Source organism: Bradyrhizobium sp. AUGA SZCCT0177, from assembly GCF_018130125.1.
Taxonomy (GTDB): Bacteria; Pseudomonadota; Alphaproteobacteria; order Rhizobiales; family Xanthobacteraceae; genus Bradyrhizobium.
The window spans coordinates 286,489-309,967 of the sequence record NZ_JAFCMA010000003.1; the positions used below are offsets into that span (position 1 = coordinate 286,489).

Consider the following 23,479-nt stretch of genomic DNA (forward strand, 5'->3'; position numbering starts at 1 on the left):
TTGGCTGCTATGGATTGCTTCGCTGCGCTCGCAATGACGGTTGTGGGAGCTTCGCGCCAACAACGCAAAAAAATCCGCCGGAGAAATCTCCGGCGGATCGTTGTTGTTGCGTAACCTGAGGCAGTCCTACGCCTTCATGCTCGCCTTTACCGCCTCCGCCGTGATCGGCAACGCGCGGACGCGGGCGCCGCAGGCGTTGAAGATGGCGTTGCCCAGCGCGGGCGCGATCACGGTCACCGCCGGCTCGCCGACGCCGGTCGGCTTTTCGCCGTTGGCGATGACGTTGACGGCGACTTCCGGCATCTGGCTCATGCGGAGCGGGGTGTAGGTATCGAAGTTGGTCTGCTCGATACCGCCGTCCTTCAGCGTCGCCTTTTCATACATCGCGAGCGAAAGGCCCCACAGCGCCGCACCCTCGACCTGGGCGCGGATGTTGTCGGGATGCACCTGCATGCCGACGTCGGTGGCCACGGTCAGCTTCTTGACCTTGACCTCGCCGCTCGGCGAAACCGCGACATGGGCCACGCAGGCGGTCCAGCTCGCGGTCGCCCGCTCCTGCGACGACACGCAGGCCACGCCCATGCCTTCTCCCTTGGGGAGTTTGACGGTGCCGTAGCCGGCCATGCCCATCGCCGCGAGCAGGGTGCTGCGCAGACGCTGCGCGCCACCATCGTTCTTGCCTTTGCCGTCGAGCAGGGAGATCCGGTACTCGGCGGGATCCTTGCCGGCGGCGTGGGCGAGTTCGTCGATCATGCTTTCGACCGCCCAGAAGGTCCAGCCCGGTGCGACCGACCGCAGCTGTCCCGACGGGGTGGCGTTGTGCGCCATCTCGTTCTTGATGGCGCGCACATTGTGATTGGGCACGGAATAGAAGAAATCCGCCCCGTTCACGGTGAACGCATCCAGCGGCCCCTTCTTGTCGACCGAAGGCGACAGGAAATCGGGGATGCCCCAGCGCTGGGTCGGCCACGCGCTGACCACGTCGTGATTGAGCGCGATCAGTTTGCCGTCGCCATCGAGGCCCGCCTTGACCTTCTGGAAGGTCAGCGGCCGCGAATAGTCCATGGTCATGTCGTTTTCGCGGGAATAGATCACCTTGACCGGCTTGCCGACGGCTTTCGCCGCCTGCACCGCGGGCACCATCATGTCGGCATCGAGACGCCGGCCGAAGCCGCCGCCCAGCCACATCTGATGCATCACGACGAACTTCGGATCTATACCGGCGGCGCCCGCCGCGATCGCGCCGGAGCGCGTCGCGAACTGGTTGCCGGAATAGATATTCAGGATGTCGCCCTTGAACTCCGCGGTGGCGTTCATCGGCTCGAGCGGCGCATGGATGTTGATGCTGGTGGTGTATTCCGCCTCCAGCACTTTCGCCGCGGTGCCGAAGGCCGCCGCGGTATCGCCGTCTTTGACGAAGAACTGCCCGGAATCATCCAGCTTCTGCAGCCGCTTCGCCTCTTCCAGCAGCGACTCGCTCGACAGCTTGGCGTTCGGACCATTGTCATAGGCGATCTTCAGCGCTCCCGCCGCTTTCTTCGCATTGGCATAGGTATTGGCTACCGCCACCACCCAGCCAGTCGTGCTGCCGGTCTTGTCGTCGAGCGTCACTGCCTTGATGAAGCCCGGCACTTTCTTGGCCGCGGAATCATCGACCGATTTCACCGTGGCGCCAAAGCGCACCGGCGGGGTCACCACAGCGCCGTAGACCATGCCCGGCAGATTGACGTCGATGCCGTATTTGGCCGTGCCGTTGCTCTTCGGGGGAATGTCGAGCTGCGGAACGGAAACGCCGACCATGGTGTATTGATCGGGAGTCTTGAGCTTGATCGCCTTGAGTTCGTCGGGCGTGAAAGTCTTGGTGATCTTGCCGCTCTTGACGATGTCGGCGAAGCTCATCGACTTCTTCGACTTCGGATGCGACACGGTGGAATCGCGCACCACCAGTTCGCCGGCGGGAACGCCCATGATCGTGGCCGCCGCCTGCGTCAGCGCGATCCGCCCGGCGGCGCCCGCGCGGCTCATCGCATCGAAGTTCATCATCGTCGACCAGCTGCCGCCGGTGATCTGCGCGCCCAGGACGGGATCGTTGAACTTCGGATCGTTGGAGGCAAGCTGAACCCGCATGTCCTTCCAGGACGAGCCGAGCTCTTCGGAAACGATCTGCGCCATGGTCGAGGCGATGTGCTGGCCCATATCGGCCTTGCCGCACGTCACGGTGACCAATCCATCCGGTCCGATCGAGTACCAGACGCTGGGATCGAACTTGGCCGGTGCCGCCAGCGCCTGATCGGCGCCGAGCAGGCCGGGAACGGCGGAGTAGCCGAGCGCGAGGCCTGCGGCGGCGGTGCCGACGAGGAATGAACGGCGGCTGAGGTCGGCGGGTTCGCCGGATATCTTTTTCACGTGAGTGTTCATGTGGGCCTCCGCTCGGTGCCGGCGTTGGACGCGGTGCGCATGTCGGCGGCGGCGCGCAGGATCGCCTTCTGGATGCGGGAATAGGTCATGCAGCGGCACAGATTGCCGTCCATATGCGCAACCACTTCTTCCTTGGTCGGATTGGAATTCTTGGAAAGCAGCGAAGCCGCCTGCATGATCTGGCCGGACTGGCAGTAGCCGCATTGCGGAACCTGCTCGAGGATCCAGGCCTTCTGCAGCGGGTGATCGCTCTTGGCGCTGAGGCCTTCGATGGTGGTGATCTTCTTGCCGACGGCCTCGCTGACCGGGGTCTGGCAGGACCTGACGGCTTCGCCGTTGACGTGAATCGTGCAGGCGCCACACAGGCCGGCGCCGCATCCGAATTTCGTGCCGGTCATCTGCAATTGCTCGCGGATGACCCATAGCAGCGGCGTATCGCCCGCCGCCTCGACGGACATATTCCGCCCGTTGATATTCAGATTTGGCATTTGCGCTTCCCCTTCCGGTGCATGAAGCCGCTTACGGCGGCAATCACTGTTGGGTATTCCTGGCACCCACCGGCTCGATGTCAGTTGGCGCGCAGAATGATACCGATCCGAATTAGAGGCAATGCAATTTGGAATCGTTCGAAGAGAATAAAATTTTGAAAAATCTGGTTGTGCGCTGCGGCAAGATGTTGCGCGTGCCCTTGATTTGGAATGCGCCGGCGTGGGCACGGTCCGCCATTTCCGCATTTCCCAACCGCCGAAAGATCGCGCTAGGATGCCACCGGATCGAAATCGCACATTATCCTGGCCGGAAAATCGCAATGCCGAAGATCAACCGTGACGGCGTCAACATCTATTACGAGGTGCATGGCAGCGGCCCACCGCTGCTCTTGACCCACGGTTATTCCTCGACCTCCGGGATGTGGCAGGGCCAGATCGAGGCGCTGTCGAAGCATCACAAACTCGTGTTGTGGGACATGCGCGGCCACGGCCAGTCGGATTATCCCGATGATCCCGCAGCCTATAGCGAAGCGCTGACGGTGGCCGACATGGCAGCATTGCTCGACGAGGTCGGCGCGGACAAGGCCATCGTCGGCGGGCTGTCGCTCGGCGGCTACATGTCGCTGGCGTTCTATCGCAGCCATCCCGAGCGCGTGCGCGCGCTGCTGATCATCGACACCGGACCCGGCTTCAAGAAGGACGAGGCGCGCGAGGTCTGGAACAAGCGCGCCCGTGACACCGGCGACCGCTTCGATCGCGAGGGCCTGGACGTCCTGAAATCCGCCAGCCGCGAACGCTCGGGCGTCAGCCATCGCGATGCCTCGGGACTGGCGCGGGCCGCGCGCGGCATGCTGATCCAGCGCGACGCGCGCGTGATCGAATCGCTGCCCGACATCAAGGTGCCGTCGCTGGTCGTGGTCGGCGCCGACGACACGCCGTTCCTGGCCGCATCCGATTACATGGCGGCAAAAATTCCCGGCGCGAAGAAGGTGGTGGTTCCGGCCGCCGGCCACGCCGTCAACATCGATCAGCCGCAGGCCTTTATCGAAGCGGTGCTGCCGTTCCTTGATGGCCTAGATGCAAAGGCCGCCACGAGGGCCGCGACATGAAGGCGATTGCCACCGCGGCCTTTCTGATGGTGTCAGGCACTTTGGCACCCGTGCTTGCACAACATCTGCCGCCGTTCGGCGGCCCCTACCCGCCCCCGTTCACTGAAACACTGTCGAACACCACGCCGCTGGTGTTCGGCATGGATGCGATGGAAGCCGAACGCGCGCTTGGAACTCCGCTCAATTACGTCAAGGGACGGCCGGGCGATGAGGTGTTCCTCACCTTCCGCGATCTCGGCGGCAGCGGGTTGTTTCCCAGCAAGCACCGGCTCTATCTGCAATTCCGCAAAGGCCGGCTGGCGGGCTGGAAGGGCGACTGGGGTCACAACTGGATGTGGCAATAGCAGCCGCCTTCGCTGCAACTGGCTTCGTGCAACCCTTCAACGAAAAGCAAATCTTCAACAAAAAGCAAACCTGCAACAAAAAGGATGACCCGTGGGACAGGATATTACACTGACGGCTTCGGACGGTTTCAAACTCGGCGGCTATCGCGCCGATCCCGCGGGCGCGCCCAAGGCGGCCATCGTGGTGATCCAGGAGATCTTTGGCGTCAATCACCATATTCGTTCGGTGTGCGATCGCCTTGCAGGCGCCGGCTATGTCGCGATCGCGCCGTCGATCTTCGACCGTATCAGCCCGAACTTCCAATGCGGCTATTCGCCGGATGAGGTCGCGAACGCGCGCAAATTCATCGCCAATCCGGATTGGCCGGCGATGTTGCTCGACACCCAGGCCGCGATCGATACGGTCAAGAGCGTGGGCCCGGTCGGCATCATCGGCTTCTGCCTCGGCGGCAGCATCGCTTTCGCCGCTGCGACCAAGCTGACGGGGCTATCGGCCGCGGTCGGCTATTACGGCGGCGCCGTCGTCCGCTTCGCCGACGACAAACCGAAAGTGCCGACGCAACTGCATTTCGGCGAAAAGGACGCCGGCATTCCGCTGACCGACGTCGAGACCATCAAGACCAAGCGGCCCGACGTCGAAGTCTTTGTCTATCCCGGCGCGCAGCACGGCTTTCACTGCGACGAGCGGGCCAGCTACGACAAAGCCAGCGCCGACATCGCCTGGCCGCGCAGCCTCGATTTCTTTGCAAAACATTTGAAGTGACGGCAACGGCGTCATTCACCCGTCGCCCCGGCGAAGGCCGGGACCCATACGCCGCAGCCCTCATTGTTGCAGAGGTCTCTAACGCCAGCGTGCTCATCGATAGGCCGCGGCGTATGGGCCCCGGCCTTCGCCGGGGCGACAATGATTACTCGCCCTTGACGCCGGTGGCTTTCACCACATCCGCCCAGCGTGCGTAGTCGCGGCGCAGGGTGGCTTCGAAGGTTTCCGCCGTACCGCCGACGGGCATCAGGCTGACCGTCTCGAGCCCCGCGGTGCCCTCAGGGGATGCGATGATGCGGGCCAGCTCCGCGGACAGTTTCGTGACGATGTCCTTGGGCGTTGCAGCGGGCACGAAGACACCAACCCAACCTTCGGCCTCAAAGCCGGGGAAGCCGAGTTCGGCCAGCGTCGGGACGTTCGGCAACTGGGTCCTGCGCTTTTCGCCGCCGACCGCCAGCGCCCGGACCTTGCCTGCCTGGATTTGCGGGCCGGCCGTGGTCAGATCGACGAAGCCCGCGGTCACCGTGTTGTTGAGCAGATCGTTCACCAGCGGCGCCGCGCCACGATAGGGAACATGGGTCATGTCGATGCCCGCGTTCTTCTTCAAGAGTTCGCCGTAGAGATGCGACGTCGTCGCGTTGCCGAACGAGCCGTACGGCACCTTGCCGGGGTTCGCCTTGGCGTGATCGATCAGTTCCTTGACCGTCTTGATCGGCTGCGCCTCGGGGACCGTCAGCACGATCGTCGACAGCCCGACCTGGGTCACCGGCGCGAGATCCTTGAAGACGTCGTAGGGCAGTTTCCCAACCAGGCTCGGCGCCTGGATGATCTGGGTGATGGCGACCAGCACGGTGTAGCCGTCGGGCTGCGCCTTGGCGACGTAATCATTGCCGACCACACCGCCGCCGCCCGACTTGTTTTCGACGACGACGGGCTGCTTCCACGCCTCCGACAGTTTGTTGGCCAGGAGGCGTGCCGAGACGTCGGTGGCTCCGCCCGCGGGATACGGCACCACGAAGGTTATTCGCCGCTCCGGATAGGACTGCGCCGCCGCCTGTTCCGCGGACACGCACACGGCCGTCATGGCAATGCCTGCGATCATTGCAGCTGAAATTGCAGTGCGCACGAGCTTGGTTGGCAAACGGATGCTCATCTTATCTCCAAGTGATTTTGATAGGTTGATATCGCTGGATTGCGTTGACGGCGGCTTATGCCGCTGGCCTGTGAGAGGCAAGTTCCGATCCGGCGCTCCGCGCCGAATGCGCTGATTCACCACAGCCAGCCAATGGCACTGATAACGGTAATGCCGCTGCACGGAATGATCGGAACAGCGCCGCTAGAACCAGCGCTCGCCGACCAGCACCGTATCGCCCGGGCTGATCGAGGTACCGGGCGGAACAACGTAGCGCGCGGTTCCGGAAGCATCGGTGTGTGTCACAGTCACGCGGTCACGGCGCGCGCGGGGCGAGAAACCGCCGGCAATCGCAACCGCGCTTTCGACGGTCATGTTGGGCACGTAAGGATATTGCCCGGGCGCCGCCACTTCGCCGAGGATGAAGAACGGCCGGTAGGCTTCGATCTCGACCGCGACGGAGGGATCACGGATGAAGCCGGCACGCAGTTTGGCTGCGATCTCGGCTGCGAGACCGGCGGGCGTGCGGCCGCGCGCCGGCACCGAGCCGATCAGCGGTATCGTGATCGAGCCGCCGGCATCGATCGCGTAAGTATTGGTGAGGCCTTCCTGGCCGTAGACCACGACGCGCAGCCTGTCGCCGGCATCGAGATGATACGACGTGTCATATCGGACCGGTTCGGCGTAGGCGACGGGCGCCGCGACAACCACGGGAGCGGGCGCGTAAACTGGACGCGGCGTTCTGGCAAAGGACGCGCGCATCGCGCTGATGGCGCCGCCGCCGCTATTGTCCACGACGACGACCGGCGCCGGCGCCGCGCCATAGGTCATGGCGTCGAGATCGGCTTGCGGCGCGACCGCGACGGGTCCAGCCGTGCGCATGCACCCCGACAGAGCGAGCGCGGCCATCATCGCAGTGATCGAAAATCGAAACGCGCGCGCAACTCGCACCGGAGCCATCCCTCAAAGCGAGACAGCTCTAGTCTTGCACCGGTTATGGTTAACAAAGCGTTTTTTTGGGGTGCGGTGCGGTGGGAGACTCCCTCTCCCCGTTCTTACGGGGAGAGGGTTGGGGTGAGGGGCTCTCACCGCGAGGGTGGTGTAGATCGTTAGACCTGTACCCCCTCACCCGGATTGCATCTGCGATGCAATCCGACCTCTCCCCGCAGGCGGGGAGAGGTGAAGAAAGAACTAGTCAATCAAGCGGTCACGCCGACGCCGATCGGGCACGACACGCCGGTGCCACCCAGCCCGCAATAGCCGGCCGGATTCTTGGCGAGATATTGCTGGTGATAGTCCTCGGCAAAATAGAATTCGCCTGACGGTGCGATCTCGGTAGTGATGGCGCCAAGACCCTTGGCCGCCAGCGCCTTCTGGTACATCGCCTTCGACGCATCGGCGGCTTTGCGTTGCGCATCGCTGAGCGTGTAGATCGCGGAACGATATTGGGTGCCGACATCATTGCCCTGGCGCATGCCCTGCGTCGGGTTGTGATTTTCCCAGAACGTCTTCAGCAGCGCTTCGTAGGAGAACTTCTTCGGATCGAACACGACCAGCACCACTTCGGTGTGACCGGTGCGGCCCGAGCAAACTTCTTCGTAGGTCGGATTGGGCGTGTGGCCGCCGGCGTAACCGACGGCGGTCGCAAAAATGCCCTCGCCGAGTTGCCAGAACTTGCGTTCGGCGCCCCAGAAACAGCCGAGCGCGAACACCGCCTGCTCGAGACCTGCGGGATAAGGCGGCTGCAGCTTGCGGCCGTTGACGAAATGGGTTGACGCGGTCGGGATCGGCGTGGCGCGGCCCGGCAGCGCTTCGGCGGCACTCGGCAACGCGGTGGTCTTGCGCATGAACAACATGGATTGCCTCCAGGCGGAACATCGGCTGGCGCGCAAACGGCGGCAGCCGGCTGACTTCTATATAAGGCTTTACGCGGGTTGCCGCAGCCCTGTTAAGCAAGCCTCCTTACGCAGCCTTGGCAACGCCTGGCCTTTGCTGAACCAAAGCCTGTCAGTCCCGCGAATAGCCGATCAACGGCTTGCGGGGCCGGAACAGGATCATCAAGAGAATGCCGAACACGCCCAGCACCGCGAAAACCGGCTGGTCCAGCAGGACCTTGATGACGCTGTTCCAGAGCCAGGGCGCGGCACCCTCGACCGACGTGCGAAACGCCAGCTGGCTGGACTGGTGGATGTCGTTCCAGAACTGCCCGAAGCGGGTGAAACGCAGGGTCTGGTCGGCGACATACCGTGCGCCGTCATAGACCATAAAGATGAATCCGCCGGCTAGGAGCAGCAGGCCAATTAGCCGGAAGAAACCGCGGATCATGCGTCACCTTATACCTGTCGGGCCCGGAAGGCCGTCAGCCCAATACCGGGCTCCCCTAATAAATTCAACCTCGTCAGCACCTTATGCGCCATTTCCGGCTGGATTTTCCGATTTTTGGTGGGTCCAGAAAGCGTTGACGGTGCAGAACCAGCCCTCTATAAGACCCCCAATGGCGGCGGGCGCAATCCCGCCGCCGCTGTTCTTTGAGCCGCGCCGCGGTGGGAGCATTTTGGCTTCCGAGCATGGCGACCTCAAGGACACCCTGAAACACACCAGCGCAATTTGAACGGCCGGCGCGCTCAAGCCCGACCACCCGAGCGATGACAGCCGAAGGATAGTTGAGAACATGGCCAATACCACTTCCGCCAAGAAGGCGACCCGCAAGATTGCCCGCCGCACCATCATCAACAAGTCGCGCCGCACCCAGATGCGTGGTGCGGTTCGCACCGTCGAAGAAGCCATCAAGAGCGGCGACCGCGATGCAGCGTTGAAGGCGATGGCGCACGCGGAACCGGAACTGATGCAAGCCGCGCAGCGCAACATCATTCACAAGAACAACGCGAGCCGGAAGGTGTCACGCCTGACGCACCAGATCGCCAAGCTCGCGAAATGAACTGACGAAAAAAATATTCGTCAAAGAAGCCCGGCCTTGGCCGGGCTTTTTCTTTTTCCAGTTCGATTGTCCCGTTGCTGCACAGCAGAGCGCGTGTCATATTTCTTCGGCCCCGTAGTTTTACGCGGTGCAGTTTGTTGCAACGGCAATGCTGTGCGCAGACGCGAGATGCACAGCGAGTTTTGCTGCGCGAGGTTCCAAAAGATTCCCGCTGTTTGCCCGCAACAGCCACGCGAGAGTTACCCTAAAAAAGAATCGCGAAAAACTTCGTCTCGCTAATCACTTATCCACATAGCGACTTCAAGCGGTTTGAAAAATGGTCTGCGCAAGCGCGATTGTAACGGTTTCTTAAAATTTTTCTCGAGTGCGTCGAAAATTGTCACGATGCGCAAGCGCGCGCGAATCTGTTCACGAATCCAAAACGTTGCTTTCGAGTGTCACAATTGCAACCCGGCCACACAGCCGAGGACTCGGTCACACACGTCGATTCACGGATTGTCAGAATTTCCGCTTGGTGTACATCTAGTGTCGTTCGCGACGCCCACGGCTCTCCAGACCAGCGCGGTTTGAGACCCAAGGGTGGACGTGCAAATCGGCGGCGGTGTGCGCGTTAGCGACGCTTTCCAAGCGATGCTAAGTTGGTAACTCATAGCAATATGAGAATGGTTGTTCTGTGTCTAAATTTCTCAGGCGTGGCGTGCAGGTTTCGCGTGTCGATGACTAGGGAGATAAGGCAAGTGTTGGCAACCGCAGCGTTGGGAACGCGGAGTGCGTGAACGTGTTGAAGACGACAGACTGAGGTTACGCGGCGGCGCAGCGCCGGGCAGATGTCCGGTAGCGGCAGACTGACTTTGAAAACACTTTCGACATGACAACTCGCCGCGTTCTCGCGGCGAGAGGGGGAGGCACTATGCTTTACGGAATCGCGGCATTAGACGGACGCATTTCACAACAGACCGTATTGGTTGCTCCAGCCTTCTTTTCCAACCATTCCTCGGTGCGAACTCCGGACGGGCCGTCGAGTACGCGCTGACCTCGCGGGAAACCTTCTTCTCCAACTGAAAATCTGACCAGCGGCGTTCGCGCCGAACGGTCGATCTATGTCCGGAGTTGAAGCCCCGCGTGAGGTCGCGCCTTGCAGCACCCCTGTTGGCAGGAACCCTGCAAGGCGAATTAGCAACGAACATTACTCTTTCAGAAAAGTTATCAGGCAATGACGAATATCGAACAGGATCGCTGGTCGCGGGTGAAGGGTCGGTTGCGGACGACGGTAGGCGAAGACGTCTATTCGAGCTGGTTCGCGCGCATGGATCTGGAAGGCGTGCAGGACGAGAACGTCCATCTTTCGGTTCCGACCCGGTTCCTCAAGAGCTGGATCCAGGCGCATTACGCCGATCGCGTTCTCGCCTGCTGGCAGGCCGAGATGCCCGAAGTGCACCGGATCGACCTCACCGTGCGCACGGCGATGCGATGCGCCGCACCCGCGAAGGAAGCTCCCGCGCCGGCCGATCAGCGCCGCGTCGAGCATGCCAACGGTCGCCCCGCGCCCGAGCTGCGCGCCACCGCGACCGCGCCGGTGTCCGCGAGCCATGATGCGCTCGGCGGCTCGCCGCTCGACCCGCGCCTCACCTTTGCAAGTTTCGTGATCGGCCGCTCCAACACGCTGGCGCATGCGGCGGCCCGCCAGGTCGCCGAAGGGCGGCGCGGCGATGCCGTGATGTTCAATCCTCTCTATATTCACGCCGGCGTCGGCCTCGGCAAAACCCATCTGCTGCAGGCCGTCACGTGGGCCGGCAATTCCGGCAACGAGCGCAAGGTGCTCTATCTCACCGCCGAGAAGTTCATGTACGGCTTCGTCGCGGCGCTGAAGACGCAGACGGCGCTGGCCTTCAAGGAAGCGCTGCGCGGCATCGACGTGCTCGTGATCGACGATCTGCAGTTTCTGCAGGGCAAATCGACCCAGGCCGAGTTCTGCCATACGCTGAACGCGCTGATCGATGCCGGCCGCCAGGTCGTGATCGCGGCCGACCGCCCGCCGTCCGATCTCGAAAGCCTCGATGATCGCGTGCGCTCGCGGCTGGCCGGCGGCCTCGTCGTGGAAATGGGTTCGCTCGGCGAAGAGCTTCGGCTCGGCATCCTCAAATCGCGCGTCGCCGCGGCCCGTGCCCATCATGCGAGCTTCGACGTGCCGGAACCGGTGCTGGACTATCTCGCGCGCACCATCACCCATAACGGCCGGGATCTCGAAGGCGCCATCAACCGGCTGCTCGCGCACTCCAAGCTCAACGCCCAGCCGGTGACGCTGGAAATGGCCGAGCGCGAAGTCCGCGACCTGATCCGTCCGCAGGAACCGAAGCGGATCAAGATCGAGGACATCCAGCGCGTGGTGGCCCGGCAATATAATGTCAGCCGTTCGGACCTGTTGTCCTCCCGGCGTACCGCCAATGTGGTTCGCCCGCGCCAGGTCGCGATGTACCTGGCCAAGACGCTGACGCTGCGCTCGCTGCCCGAGATCGGCCGCCGGTTCGGCGGACGCGACCACACCACGGTGCTGCACGCCGTGCGCAAGATCGAGGCACTGGTGTCCCGGGATACGGCGCTGTCGGAAGAAGTGGAATCGCTGAAGCGCCAATTGCAGGAATGAACGGCAGTCGTTCCGGCCTAGTGCGCAATTGCGCACGGGCGCCGGAACCCATACTCCGCGGCCGGGCTTTTGGGCACCTTGGCTGACGGCTTATGCAGCCACGAACGCCTGTGGTTATGGGTCCCGGCCCGTGGTGCGCAATTGCGCACCACGCCGGGACGACGGTGAATTTGCCCGCAAACCGTGGGAAACGGCGTCGTAATCCCTTGCGCTTAAACCCTATCCGCGCCACCTTGCGGTCCCCCCGAAGGTTTGATCAAGTCCCATCTTGATCCGGCTTTTCGGGTTTCAATGGCCGCGGCGTGCCTTCAGGGCCGCCCGGCTTTTCCATCTTAGGGATCAGGCGGGTATTGCAATGAAGGTCACCGTCGAACGCGCGCAACTCCTGAAATCGCTGGGCCACGTCCATCGCGTGGTCGAGCGCCGCAACACCATCCCGATCCTCGGCAACGTGCTGATCCGTGCCGAGAACGCCAAACTGTCGCTGAAGGCGACCGACCTCGATCTCGAGGTGACGGAAACCCTGGCAGCGGAAACCGGAACCGCCGGCTCGACCACCGTGCCGGCGCACATGTTCTACGACATCGTCCGCAAGCTGCCCGATGGCGCGCAGATCGTGCTGGAGGCCGACGGCGACCGTTCGGTGCTGGCGATCCGCGCCGGCCGTTCGCGCTTCACGCTGCAGACCCTTCCCGAAAGCGATTTCCCCGATCTGGCTGCCGGCGACATGACGCACTCGTTCTCGCTGGCCGCCGCTGACGTCAAGCGCCTGATCGACCGCACCCAATTTGCGATCTCAACCGAAGAGACCCGCTATTACCTCAACGGCATCTATTTGCACTCGGCCGGCAGCGCCAAGGCTGCGACCTTGCGCGGGGTAGCGACCGACGGACACCGGCTGGCGCAGATCGATCTGGCTCTCCCGAAGGGCGCCGTCGGCATGCCCGGTGTGATCGTGCCGCGCAAGACCGTCGGCGAAGTGCAGCGGCTGATCGAGGACAATGAAGCCGAAGTCTCGATCGAATTGTCGCAGGGCAAGATCCGCTTCACCCTCGGCAATGTGGTGCTGACCTCGAAACTGATCGATGGCACCTTCCCGGATTACGGCCGCGTCATTCCGCAGAACAACGACAAGGAACTGATCGTCGACAAGAAGGATTTCGAGGCCGCGGTCGACCGCGTCTCGACCATTTCGAGCGAACGCGGCCGCGCGGTGAAACTGGCGTTGTCGGCCGGCAAGCTGGTGCTCTCGGTGACCAACCCGGATTCCGGCAGCGCCACCGAAGAACTCGAAGTCGAATACGCCTCCGACGCGCTCGATATCGGATTCAACTCGCGCTATCTCCTTGATATCGCCGCCCAGATCGAAGGCGAGGTCGCGGTGCTGCGGCTGGCCGATCCCGGCTCCCCGACCCTGGTGCAGGACAAGGATAACAAAGGCGCGCTCTACGTGCTGATGCCGATGCGGGTGTGACGGTCCACTTGTCATTGCCGGGCTTGCTGCCCAAATTGCGTCATGGCCGGGCTTGTCCCGGCCATCCACGTCTTAGGCGCAGTAAAGACGTGGATGCCCGGCACAAGGCCGGGCATGACGAAAGAGTTTCGTTATGACCCCCTCCCGCATCCACAAGCTGACACTGACGCATTTTCGCAATTATCGGGCGGGGAGCGTGCAGACGCGCGGCGACGTCGTGGTGCTGGTGGGGCCGAACGGCGCCGGCAAGACCAATTGCCTCGAGGCGATCTCGTTTCTATCGCCGGGACGGGGCTTGCGGCGCGCGACGCTGGAAGATGTCGCCGACAATCAGGGCAACGGCTCCTGGGCCGTCTCCGCCGAAGTCGAGGGCGCGCTGGGGCTGGCGACGCTGGGCACCGGGATCGATGCGCCCGGAAATGAAAACAGTTCCACTGGCCGCCGCTGCCGGATCGACCGCGAGCCGGTCGGCTCGGCGACCGCGTTCGGCGATCATTTGCGCATGGTGTGGCTGACGCCGGCGATGGACGGACTGTTTCTTGGCGCAGCCTCGGAACGGCGGCGCTTCTTCGACCGGCTGGTGCTGGCGATCGACAGCGAACATTCCAGCCGCGTGTCGGCGCTGGAGCGTTCGCTGCGCTCGCGCAACCGGCTGCTCGAAGTTCGCAATTACGACGACCATTGGTGCGACGCGATCGAGCGCGAAACCGCCGAGCTTGCGGTCGCGGTCGCGGCCACCCGCGGCCAGACCGTCACAAAACTCGCAGCGATGCTGCGCGAACGGGGCGCGGCTTCCGCGTTTCCGTCGGCGCAGATCATGCTCGACGGCTGGATGGAGAATGCGCTGGTGGGCGAGCCCGCGACGGCCGTGGAAGATCGCTACCGCGAGATCCTGCGCGCGAGCCGCCCGCGCGACGCCGCGGCAGGCCGTACGCTGGACGGCCCGCATTTGACCGACCTGCAAGTGGTCTACGCGCCGAAGAACATGCCGGCGCGCGATGCCTCCACCGGCGAACAGAAGGCGCTGCTGATCGGGCTGGTGCTGGCCCATGCCACGCTGGTCGCCGAGATGACCGGCATCGTGCCGCTGTTGCTGCTCGACGAGGTCATCGCACATCTCGATCCGGGCAGGCGCAAGGCGCTGTTCAATGAGCTGGAAAAACTCGGCGCGCAGGTCTGGATGACCGGCGCCGATCCGGCGGCATTCGCCGATATCGGCGCATCCGGCGAGGTTTTCGACGTGGATTCCGGCCACGTCACCCGCCGCGCCTGAGCCCGGTTGAACCTCAACGCCCACCCGCGCGACTAGACTCCAGCAATCGCGCCACGACGCGCGGCCATCGCTGCTGCGCCTGTCAGGCATCGGCAATATCCGGAGATACCCATGTTTGGAACGACGCGCGGGATGCTGGTCCCGGCACGGAAACATCTGTTTGCTGTCACCCTCGCGGTGATTGCCTGCGCGCCGGTTGCCGCCAGTGCCAACTCCGACATGGTCGATGTCAGCACCCTGCCGCGTCTCGAGGGGGCCGTGGAACAAACGGCCCTTGCCAAGACCCATCAATCCAAAACCTATCAAGTGACCTACGACGTTCCGACCGGCTTCGCGGCGACCACCGCTGCGGTGAGGCAATTGCTGGCCGCCGACGGCTGGGTGCGATATGCGGGCCCGCTCGAAAACGACAAGTTCTCGTCAAAATTCAAGAAGGGACGGCAAGGACTGTTTGTGTCGGTCCCGCCAGGCAAGCCCAATCAATCCAGCGTGATTTATAGCGCCAACGCAGCGCATGTGAACGTGCCGTTCCCGCCGGATGCTGCCGACATCGTGTTCGAGGAGTGGCGGCCCTATCTCGGCTGTATTGCCCCGACTGCGCTCGACGCAACGCTCGACTTCTTCCGCAAGGAGATGGCCGCGAGCGGCTGGAAGCCGCTCAAAGCCGCGGAGGCGGCCGCGCGCTGGCCGAACGTGCAGCTCAGCGAGACGATCGAGAATGGCGTGCGGGCCTATTACACCCATGATTTCGACAATGGCTTTCATCGGCAGCAGCCGGTGATGCTGACGCTGCAGCGCCGTGACGACGGACGGACCGACGTGGAAATTCGGGTCGCGCCATTTGCGATGCCGGAAACGCTCGAAGCCGGTGACGACACGGCCGACCTGCCGACGCCAAAACTAACCTGGACGACGCGAAGCTCGGGCGATTCCGATTCGGCCCGGCGGCAGCTGGACGTGGCGGTCCTTGCCGAAATTCCTGCAACGCTCGCCTTCTATCGTCGCGAACTCGCGGCGCGAAACTGGACCGAAGAAACCAGCGGTGCTGTGGTCACGGCTGATAACGTCACGGCGAACTTTTCCTCGGCCGAGCAAACCGCCACGCTGGAGCTCAGCCGCCGATATGACATGACGATGGTCAATATCGTCACTCAAATGAAGGAAACCGTCCTCGCCGAACGCGCCCAGGCCAAGAAGGAAGCCGACGCGGCCCAGGCCGCCAAGGTGGCCCAGGCCGCCAAGCTGTTGGATGCGCCGCCGTCGGATGCGCCGCTGCGCGCCCTTGCCGACAATTCGAAGCCCGTGCCGCTGCCGGAGAACGCCGAAGAGGTGGAGTTCGAAGCCGCTGCCGGCCAAATCGATTTCTATTCCCCCTCGACCGTGAGAGCGGTCGCAGCGTTCTATCGTGACGCACTGCAGGCCCAAGGCTGGAAGGAACGGCCCTCGGTCATCAACGATTCCCGCATGGTCGTGATGGAGTTTTCCAAAGGCGGCAAGGCGATGCGGTTCGACATCATGAAGATGGGTCGGAGGGCGAGTGTCACCGCCTCTGGATCGGCTCTGGTGACGGCCGATGCCAAGATGGCCGCCAAGCCAGGAGCGGCAGCCGTCGCCCAGGCCTCTAACGGCGCCGGCGCCAAAACGGCGATGCAGGTTCTCGAAGTTGACCCCGACGCCGATCCCGACGCGCCCTTTCCGGTGCCAAAGCAGCATAGCGCGATGAACACGTCGGCGAGCGGAAAGCTGCCGGGCAGCAACGCTGTGTACCGCAGGCAACTTGACGCCAGCATTCCCGCCGAACTGAATGCCGTGCTCGCCTTCTATCGTCGCGAACTCGGCAAACGCGGCTGGAAGGAATCGGCGGAACGCGCCGTTGTGCAGGCGGACCGCGTGCAGCTGTCATTTACCTCGCCCGACGGGCCCGCACTGCTGAAGCTTGGCCGCAGCGACGACGAGACGTCGGTCATCCTCGCGCAGAAATATCCTGATGTCGCCGCAAAAGCGGACTTCGTACCGAAGCCGGGTCACGCCAAGCTGATGCTCGGCAATGTCGGTGAAAGCGAAGCGGCCGTCACCATCAACAAGCAGACGATCAAGCTCGCCGCCGGCGCAGGTGGACTGCAATCGCCCAGGCCCCCGATCCTCGAACTGCCGCCGGGCAAGTACCGATATTCGATGAAGGTCGCGGGCCGCCCCGCCCGAAACGATACGATCGAGGTGACCGCCGACGACGGCTGGGGTCTGATCATTCTCCCGAGCGGAGAGGCATTGTCGATGCAGATGTATTGAACGATGCGCGTCTGAGCCGGCGGGCGTCCGGTTGAACCTCGACGTCCACCCGCGCGACTAGACTTCAGCAACCGCGCCATCGATGCGCGGCCATCACTGCTGCGCGTCAGGCGTCGGCGAATACCGGAGATACCCATGTTTGGAATGACGCGCGGGATGCTGGTCCCGGCACGGAAACATCTGTTTGCTGTCGCCCTCGCGGCGATCGCCAGCGTGCCGGTTGCCGCCAAGGCCGACCCCACCATGGTCGATGTCCGCATCGTGCCGCGCCTGGAAGGCGCCGTGGAAGGCCGTCCCGAAACTTTCAAACTGAACTACTACGTTCCGGGCACCGTCGCAGCCACCACCGCGGCGGCGAAGAAATTGCTGGCCGCCGACGGCTGGGTGCAATACGTGCGCCCGTTCGAAAACGTCAGGAGCACGTTGACCTTCAAGAGGGGTCCGCACGGACTTAACGTGTCTTTCACGCAAACCCAGCCCAATCAATCCGAGGTGCATTACGGCGCGGACAGGATCTATGCGAACGTGCCGTTTCCGGACGATGCGACCGACATCATATTCAACGAGCGCCGGCCCTATCTTGGCTGCACGACCGCTGCGAGCGTCGAGACCAGCCTGGAGTTCTTCCGCAAGGAACTGATCGCGGCCGGCTGGTCGCCATTGTTGGCGCCAGACGCTGCGGCGCGTTACCCCGGCGCCACGATCGATGCATCGATCAGCAACGGCGCACGCGCCTTCTACAGCTTTCCAAAACGTGACGGCTACCAGCAGCAGCCGATCATGCTGACGCTGCAGCGTCGCGATGACGGCAAGACCAGTGTCGACGTCCGGATTGCGCCCTTCGCGCATCCGCAGAGCCTTGAGCTTGCGCGCGAAACCGCCGGCCTGCCGGTACCGAACCAGACAGCGGGCTTCGGAAGCGAGGGCGATTCGAGTTCGAACTCGCGCAAGGTACACGGCGCCGTTCAGGCTGAGTTGCCGGTGGTACTCGCATTCTTCCGCCGCGAACTAGGGGTGCGGAACTGGAAAGAGGAAACCCGCGGCGCCGTTGAGACGCCGGACCAGGCCGTCCTCAACTTCTCTTCTCCCGATCAAACCGCCACGCTCAGGCTCAAGCCCCAATACGATCTGACGATCATCAACCTCACCACGCAGGTGACCGAAGCCGGCCTGGCGGCACGCGCCAAGGCCAAGAAAGAAGCCGACGCGAAATTTTTCAGCGATGCGGCGGCAATGGCAAAGGAAATCATCGCGGCCGACGAAGTGCGGCGGGTGGAACAGGCCGCCAAGATGTCAGATGCGCCGCTGCGGCCGCTGGCCGACAATTCGAAGCCCGTGCCGCTGCCGGAGAATGCCGAAGAGGTGCAGTTCGAAGGCGCCAAAGGCCGGCTCGATTTCTATTCCCCCTCAAGCGTGAGAGCGGTCGCGGCGTTCTACCGTGGCGCGCTGCAGGCCCAGGGCTGGAAAGAACGGCCCTCGGTCATCAACAATCCCCGCATGGTCGTGATGGACTTTTCCAAAGGCGGCAAGGCGATGTCGTTCACCGTCATGCAGATGGGTCCGAGGTCGAAGATCAGCGCCGATGGATCGGCTCTGGTGACGGCCGATGCCAAGATGGCCGCCAAGCCCGGCACCGCAGGCGATCAGGCTTCCAGCGGCGCAGCCGCCAAAGCGGCGGTGCAGGTTCTCGAAGTTGACCCCGAAACCGATGCCGACGCGCCGTTTCCGATGCCCAAGCAGCGTGGTTCGACTATCTCCCGCGGAAGCGGAAAGCTGCCTGGCAGCAACGTTCCATTCCGCAGGGAACTCGAAATCAGCGTTCCTGCGGATCTCGCTTCCGTGCTCGCCTTCTATCGCACCGAGCTTGGCAAACGCGGCTGGAAGGAATCCGCGGAGCGCGCCGTCATGCAGGCAGACCGCGTGCAACTGGCATTTGCTTCGCCCGACGGGCCCGCACAGCTGAAACTCGGCCGAGCCAAGGACGAGACCACAGTCAGCCTCGCACAGAAATATACCGAAGTCGCCGCGAAGGCTGACGTGATCCCGAAACCGGGTCAGGCCCGGCTGGTGTTCGGCAACATGGGCGGCAGCGAGGCTGCCGTCACCATCAACAAGCAGACGATCAAGCTCGCTGCCGGCGCCGGCGGGCCGCAATCGCAGAAGCCTCCGATGCTCGACCTGCCGCCGGGCAAATACACCTATTCGGTGAAGCTCGCGGGCCGTCCGGCACGAAACGATACGGTCGAGGTCACCGCTGATGACGCCTGGGGCCTGATCATCGCGCCGAGCGGCGAGGCATTGTCGCTGCAGATGTATTGACACGATCGCTCTGGAGAAGCCCAGAGAAGACCAAGGGCGGCGTGCTCGCGGGCGCTTGCGTCCCGAGCACGCGGCCGATGACGGACAAGATCAGGTAGCCGAGCCCTTCCCGGTGAGGGGAATCGGTTCTCCGGCAACGAACCCGCCTGTTGCGCCGTTCTCCAGCAGATCCGTTGCAGTCTGCTATTTCCTGCCGCGACCACGTCTCAAAAACAGGCACTTCGAGGCGCGGAATCATCCCCCGAATCCGCCTTTTCAGCGGCCGCCGAATCGCCCTTTGAGCGCCTTGAAAGAGCGCCAAAAAGCACTATTTATTCAATAGCTTGTGGAAGGAGACTTTGCGCTAGGCGCATGGCCTCTTTCATGGCACAAATAGATCCATCAGCGCCTCATATTGCGCAGCTGATTCGGGACACCTCGAAGGCCTTACATGACAGAACCTGCCCGGCAGTCACCTGCCGACACTGAGCATCCCATTCCGATTGAATATGGCGCGGAATCGATCCGGGTGTTGAAGGGCCTCGACGCCGTGCGCAAGCGGCCGGGCATGTATATCGGCGACACCGATGACGGATCCGGCCTGCATCACATGGTGTACGAGGTCGTCGACAATGCGATCGACGAGGCGCTTGCTGGTCACGCCACGGCGGTCGAAGTCGTGCTCAATGCCGACGGCTCGGTGACGGTGCGCGACGACGGCCGCGGCATTCCGGTCGACATCCACAAGGGCGAAGGCATTTCCGCGGCCGAGGTCATCATGACCCAGCTGCACGCCGGCGGAAAATTCGACCAGAACTCCTACAAGGTCTCCGGCGGACTGCACGGCGTCGGCGTCTCCGTCGTCAACGCGCTGTCGAGCAAGCTGCAGCTTCGGGTCTGGCGCGACGGCAAGGAGCATTACATCGAGTTCGCCCACGGCGATTCCGTTGCCCCGCTCAAGGTGGTGGGTGAAGCCAGTGGCAAGCGCGGCACCGAGGTGACGTTCTTTGCGTCGACCGAAACCTTCACCAATGTCGAGTATGATTTCGCGACGCTGGAGCATCGCCTGCGCGAGCTCGCGTTCCTGAATTCCGGCGTCAATATCGTGCTGTCCGACATGCGCCACGCGGTCGAAAAGCGCGAGGTGATGCAATATGCCGGCGGCGTCGAGGAATTCGTCAAATATCTCGACCGCAACAAGAAGGCGATCGTGCCCGCGGCGATCATGGTGCGCGCGGAATTGAACGACATCGGCGTCGAGGCCGCGCTGTGGTGGAACGATAGCTACCACGAGAACGTGCTGTGCTTCACCAACAACATCCCGCAGCGTGACGGCGGCACCCATCTGGCCGGCTTCCGCGGCGCGCTGACGCGCCAGGTCAACGGCTATGCCGAGGCCAACGCGAAAAAGGAAAAGATCGCGCTGACCGGCGACGATTGCCGTGAAGGCCTCACCGCGGTGCTTTCGGTCAAGGTGCCGGACCCGAAATTCTCGTCGCAGACCAAGGACAAGCTGGTCTCCTCGGAAGTGCGCCCCGTAGTCGAGAACGTGCTCAACGAAGCGCTGGCGGCGTGGTTCGAGGAACACCCGTCCGAGGCCAAGGTCATCGTCGGCAAGGTGATCCAGGCCGCCGCCGCGCGCGAAGCCGCCCGCAAGGCGCGCGAACTGACCCGGAAGAGTCCGCTCGGCAGTTCTTCGCTGCCCGGCAAGCTCTCCGACTGCCAGGAACGGGACCCCGCCAAGTCCGAACTGTTCATCGTCGAGGGTGACTCCGCAGGCGGCAGCGCCAAGATGGGCCGCAACCGCGAATTCCAGGCGGTGTTGCCGCTGCGGGGAAAGATTCTCAACGTCGAGCGCGTTCGCATGGACAAGATGCTGTCCAGCGAACAGATCGGCACGCTGATCGCAGCGCTCGGCACCGGCATCAGCGACGATTTCAGCGCCGACAAGCTGCGCTACCACAAGATCATCCTGATGACGGACGCCGACGTCGACGGCTCGCATATCCGCACGCTGCTTCTGACGTTCTTCTATCGCCAGATGCGCGAATTGATCGACCGCGGCCATCTCTTCATCGCCCAGCCGCCGCTCTACAAGGTAACGCGCGGCAAGTCCGAGCAATACCTGAAGGACGAGCGCGCGCTGGAGGATTACCTGATCGCAACCGGCCTCGACGATTGCGTCTTCAAGCCGGCCACCGGCTCGGAGCGCGCCGGCCGTGATCTGCTGCAACTGGTGGAGGACGCCCGCATCATCCGCGGCATCCTGCACAATCTGCACAGCCGCTATAACCGCATGGTGGTCGAGCAGGCCGCGATCGCCGGCGTCTTGAGCCCGAAGATCACAAGCGACATCGACACCGCCAATGCCGCCGCCGATTACATCGCCAAGCGGCTCGATGCACTGACCGACGAAGTCGAGCGCGGCTGGAGCGGACGCTTCACGGAGGGTGAAGGGTTCCTGTTCGAACGCACCGTCCGCGGCGTCAAGGATGCCGCCATTATCGACGACGCGCTGCTCGGCTCCGCCGACGCCCGCAAGCTCGACGATTACGCGGCGAAGCTGCAGGAGGCCTATCCGAAGCCGGGCCTGTTGCGCCGCAAGGACGCCGAGATCGCGATTCACGGGCCGATCAGCCTGTTCGACGCGGTGACCGACGCCGGCCGCAAGGGCGTGGCGCTGCAGCGCTACAAAGGTCTCGGCGAGATGAATCCGGAGCAGCTCTGGGAAACCACGCTCGATAAAAACGAACGCTCGCTGCTGCAGGTGAAGATCAAGGAGGTCGACGAGGCCGACGACATCTTCACCAAGCTGATGGGCGACGTGGTCGAGCCGCGCCGCGAATTCATCCAGGATAACTCGCTCAGCGCCAACGTTGACGTCTAGGGCACGGAGTTCCAGTGGCGCCGATCCAATACATCGTTGAAGGCGGCCACCGGCTTGCGGGCACGATCGAGCCGTCCGGCAACAAGAATGCCGCGCTGCCGATCATCGCGGCGGCGCTGCTGACCGACCATCCGGTCACGCTGGAGAACGTTCCCCGCATTCGCGATACCGAGACGCTGGTCGAGTTGATCCGCTCGGTCGGCGCCTCGGCCGAATGGGTACAGCGCAACACGCTGAAAATCCACGCCAAGGAAATTCGCGCCGCCGATCTCGATCCCGAGCTTTGCGCGCGCATCCGCGCCTCGATCCTGCTGGCGGGCCCGCTGCTCGCCCGTTGCGGCGAGGTGGCGCTGCCGCCGCCCGGCGGCGACGTCATCGGCCGCCGCCGCCTCGATACGCATTTTCTGGCCTTCGAACAGCTTGGCGCCACCGTCACGGCGACGCACCGGCTGGAGTTCCGCGCCTCGCGGCTGAAGGGCGCCGACGTTTTCCTGGACGAGCCCAGCGTCACCGCCACCGAAAACGCACTGGTCGCCGCGGTCGCCGCCCACGGCACCACGCACCTGCGCAACGCCGCCTCCGAGCCGCATGTGCAGGACCTCGCCAACTTCCTGGTCGCGCTCGGCGCCAAGATCGAGGGCATCGGCACCAACACCATCATCATCCACGGGCCGGCGACGCTGGGCGGGACCAGCTACGCGATCCAGCCCGACCATATCGAGGTCGGCTCATTGATCGGGCTCGCCGCGGTGACGCGCTCGCCGCTGCGCATCGCGCGCGCCGGCGTCGAGCATCTGCGCTCGGTCCGGATGGGCTTTGAGCGGCTCGGCATCGTCTGCGGCGTCGAAGGCGACGATCTCGTGGTGCCGTCCGGCCAGACCATGAAGATCCAGGATGATTTCGGCGGTCATGTGCCGAAGCTCGAAGACCAGCCATGGCCGGCATTTCCCGCCGACCTGATGTCGATCGCCATCGTCACCGCAACGCAATGCGACGGCGTGATCCTGATGTTCGAAAAGATGTTCGAATCGCGGATGTTCTTCGTCGACAAGCTGATCTCGATGGGCGCCCGGATCGTGCTGTGCGACCCGCACCGGGCCATCGTGGCGGGCCCGAGCCGATTGCGCGGGGCGTTGATGACGTCGCCCGATATCCGCGCCGGCATGGCGATGCTGCTGGCGGCGGTGGCCGCGGAAGGCACCTCGACAATCAACAACGCCGACCAGATCGAACGCGGCTATGAGCGGATCGAGGAGCGGCTCAATGCACTCGGCGCCAGGATTACGCGGGTGCCGGCGCGAGACGGCGGCTAGAGCGTTTTCAAGCGAAGTGGACGCCGGTTCGCATAGCAATCAAGTTTACGCAGATTGCGTAGACTTATCTGCGTAGAAAACGCGTCAAACCAAAATCTACCGCAAGCCA

17 protein-coding genes are annotated in these 23,479 nt (G+C 63.4%); 11 read left to right on the plus strand and 6 right to left on the minus strand.

What is annotated here, in order from left to right:
• Positions 1-126 precede the first annotated feature (126 nt).
• Together JQ597_RS05430 and JQ597_RS05435 are read right to left on the minus strand one after the other, a co-directional pair.
• The gene (locus JQ597_RS05430) at positions 127-2,418 is read right to left on the minus strand and encodes a xanthine dehydrogenase family protein molybdopterin-binding subunit (protein ID WP_212263203.1); all 2,292 of its coding nucleotides are present in this window, start codon (positions 2,416-2,418) and stop codon (positions 127-129) included.
• The gene (locus JQ597_RS05435) at positions 2,415-2,906 is read right to left on the minus strand and encodes a (2Fe-2S)-binding protein (protein ID WP_212263204.1); all 492 of its coding nucleotides are present in this window, start codon (positions 2,904-2,906) and stop codon (positions 2,415-2,417) included. Before JQ597_RS05435 ends, JQ597_RS05430 begins: the two co-directional genes overlap by 4 nt.
• A 320-nt stretch (positions 2,907-3,226) precedes the next feature.
• On the opposite strand from JQ597_RS05435, the gene JQ597_RS05440 reads away from it, so the two are divergent.
• The 3 genes from JQ597_RS05440 (at position 3,227) to JQ597_RS05450 (ending at position 5,122) form a co-directional block, all read left to right on the plus strand.
• Positions 3,227-4,015 (plus strand): alpha/beta fold hydrolase, encoded by a 789-nt coding sequence (locus tag JQ597_RS05440; RefSeq protein WP_212263205.1) that lies wholly within the window; start codon positions 3,227-3,229, stop codon positions 4,013-4,015.
• Positions 4,012-4,359, plus strand: a complete 348-nt coding sequence (locus tag JQ597_RS05445; protein WP_212263206.1) for a hypothetical protein — start codon at positions 4,012-4,014, stop codon at positions 4,357-4,359. Before JQ597_RS05440 ends, JQ597_RS05445 begins: the two co-directional genes overlap by 4 nt.
• Positions 4,360-4,450: 91 nt before the next feature.
• Complete coding sequence (locus tag JQ597_RS05450) at positions 4,451-5,122, plus strand: dienelactone hydrolase family protein (protein ID WP_212263207.1); 672 nt, start codon at positions 4,451-4,453, stop codon at positions 5,120-5,122.
• A 145-nt stretch (positions 5,123-5,267) separates the two neighbouring features.
• Here the strand turns inward: JQ597_RS05450 and JQ597_RS05455 are convergent, their stop codons facing one another.
• From JQ597_RS05455 to JQ597_RS05470, 4 genes are all read right to left on the minus strand, one after another.
• Entirely contained in the window at positions 5,268-6,275 is a 1,008-nt protein-coding gene (locus JQ597_RS05455; RefSeq protein ID WP_212263208.1) for a Bug family tripartite tricarboxylate transporter substrate binding protein, read from the minus strand.
• Positions 6,276-6,458: 183 nt separating this feature from the next.
• Positions 6,459-7,214 carry a polysaccharide biosynthesis/export family protein gene (locus tag JQ597_RS05460; RefSeq protein ID WP_212263209.1) on the minus strand — a complete coding sequence of 252 codons (756 nt, stop codon included), beginning with the start codon at positions 7,212-7,214 and terminating at the stop codon, positions 6,459-6,461.
• A 239-nt stretch (positions 7,215-7,453) separates the two neighbouring features.
• A complete protein-coding gene (msrA, locus tag JQ597_RS05465) occupies positions 7,454-8,110 on the minus strand; it encodes a peptide-methionine (S)-S-oxide reductase MsrA (RefSeq protein ID WP_212263210.1) in 657 nt (218 codons plus the stop codon).
• Between the two features lie 151 nt (positions 8,111-8,261).
• Complete coding sequence (locus JQ597_RS05470; protein ID WP_192736318.1) at positions 8,262-8,579, minus strand: hypothetical protein; 318 nt, start codon at positions 8,577-8,579, stop codon at positions 8,262-8,264.
• A gap of 346 nt (positions 8,580-8,925) precedes the next feature.
• On the opposite strand from JQ597_RS05470, the gene rpsT reads away from it, so the two are divergent.
• The 8 genes from rpsT to murA all read left to right on the plus strand — a co-directional run bounded on the left by rpsT (position 8,926) and on the right by murA (position 23,370).
• Entirely contained in the window at positions 8,926-9,192 is a 267-nt protein-coding gene (rpsT, locus tag JQ597_RS05475; RefSeq protein ID WP_212263211.1) for a 30S ribosomal protein S20, read from the plus strand.
• A 1,213-nt stretch (positions 9,193-10,405) separates the two neighbouring features.
• Positions 10,406-11,836, plus strand: coding sequence for a chromosomal replication initiator protein DnaA (dnaA, locus tag JQ597_RS05480; RefSeq protein ID WP_212263212.1), 1,431 nt, complete (start codon positions 10,406-10,408; stop codon positions 11,834-11,836).
• A gap of 355 nt (positions 11,837-12,191) precedes the next feature.
• The gene (dnaN, locus tag JQ597_RS05485) at positions 12,192-13,310 is read left to right on the plus strand and encodes a DNA polymerase III subunit beta (RefSeq protein ID WP_212032095.1); all 1,119 of its coding nucleotides are present in this window, start codon (positions 12,192-12,194) and stop codon (positions 13,308-13,310) included.
• A gap of 133 nt (positions 13,311-13,443) precedes the next feature.
• A complete protein-coding gene (gene recF, locus JQ597_RS05490) occupies positions 13,444-14,583 on the plus strand; it encodes a DNA replication/repair protein RecF (protein WP_212263213.1) in 1,140 nt (379 codons plus the stop codon).
• A 111-nt stretch (positions 14,584-14,694) separates the two neighbouring features.
• Positions 14,695-16,872 carry a hypothetical protein gene (locus JQ597_RS05495; RefSeq protein WP_212263214.1) on the plus strand — a complete coding sequence of 726 codons (2,178 nt, stop codon included), beginning with the start codon at positions 14,695-14,697 and terminating at the stop codon, positions 16,870-16,872.
• 135 nt (positions 16,873-17,007) lie between these two features.
• Complete coding sequence (locus JQ597_RS05500; RefSeq protein WP_212263215.1) at positions 17,008-19,191, plus strand: hypothetical protein; 2,184 nt, start codon at positions 17,008-17,010, stop codon at positions 19,189-19,191.
• A 430-nt stretch (positions 19,192-19,621) separates the two neighbouring features.
• Complete coding sequence (gyrB, locus tag JQ597_RS05505) at positions 19,622-22,057, plus strand: DNA topoisomerase (ATP-hydrolyzing) subunit B (protein WP_212263216.1); 2,436 nt, start codon at positions 19,622-19,624, stop codon at positions 22,055-22,057.
• A gap of 14 nt (positions 22,058-22,071) precedes the next feature.
• Positions 22,072-23,370, plus strand: coding sequence for a UDP-N-acetylglucosamine 1-carboxyvinyltransferase (gene murA, locus JQ597_RS05510; protein ID WP_192736310.1), 1,299 nt, complete (start codon positions 22,072-22,074; stop codon positions 23,368-23,370).
• Positions 23,371-23,479: the final 109 nt, after the last annotated feature.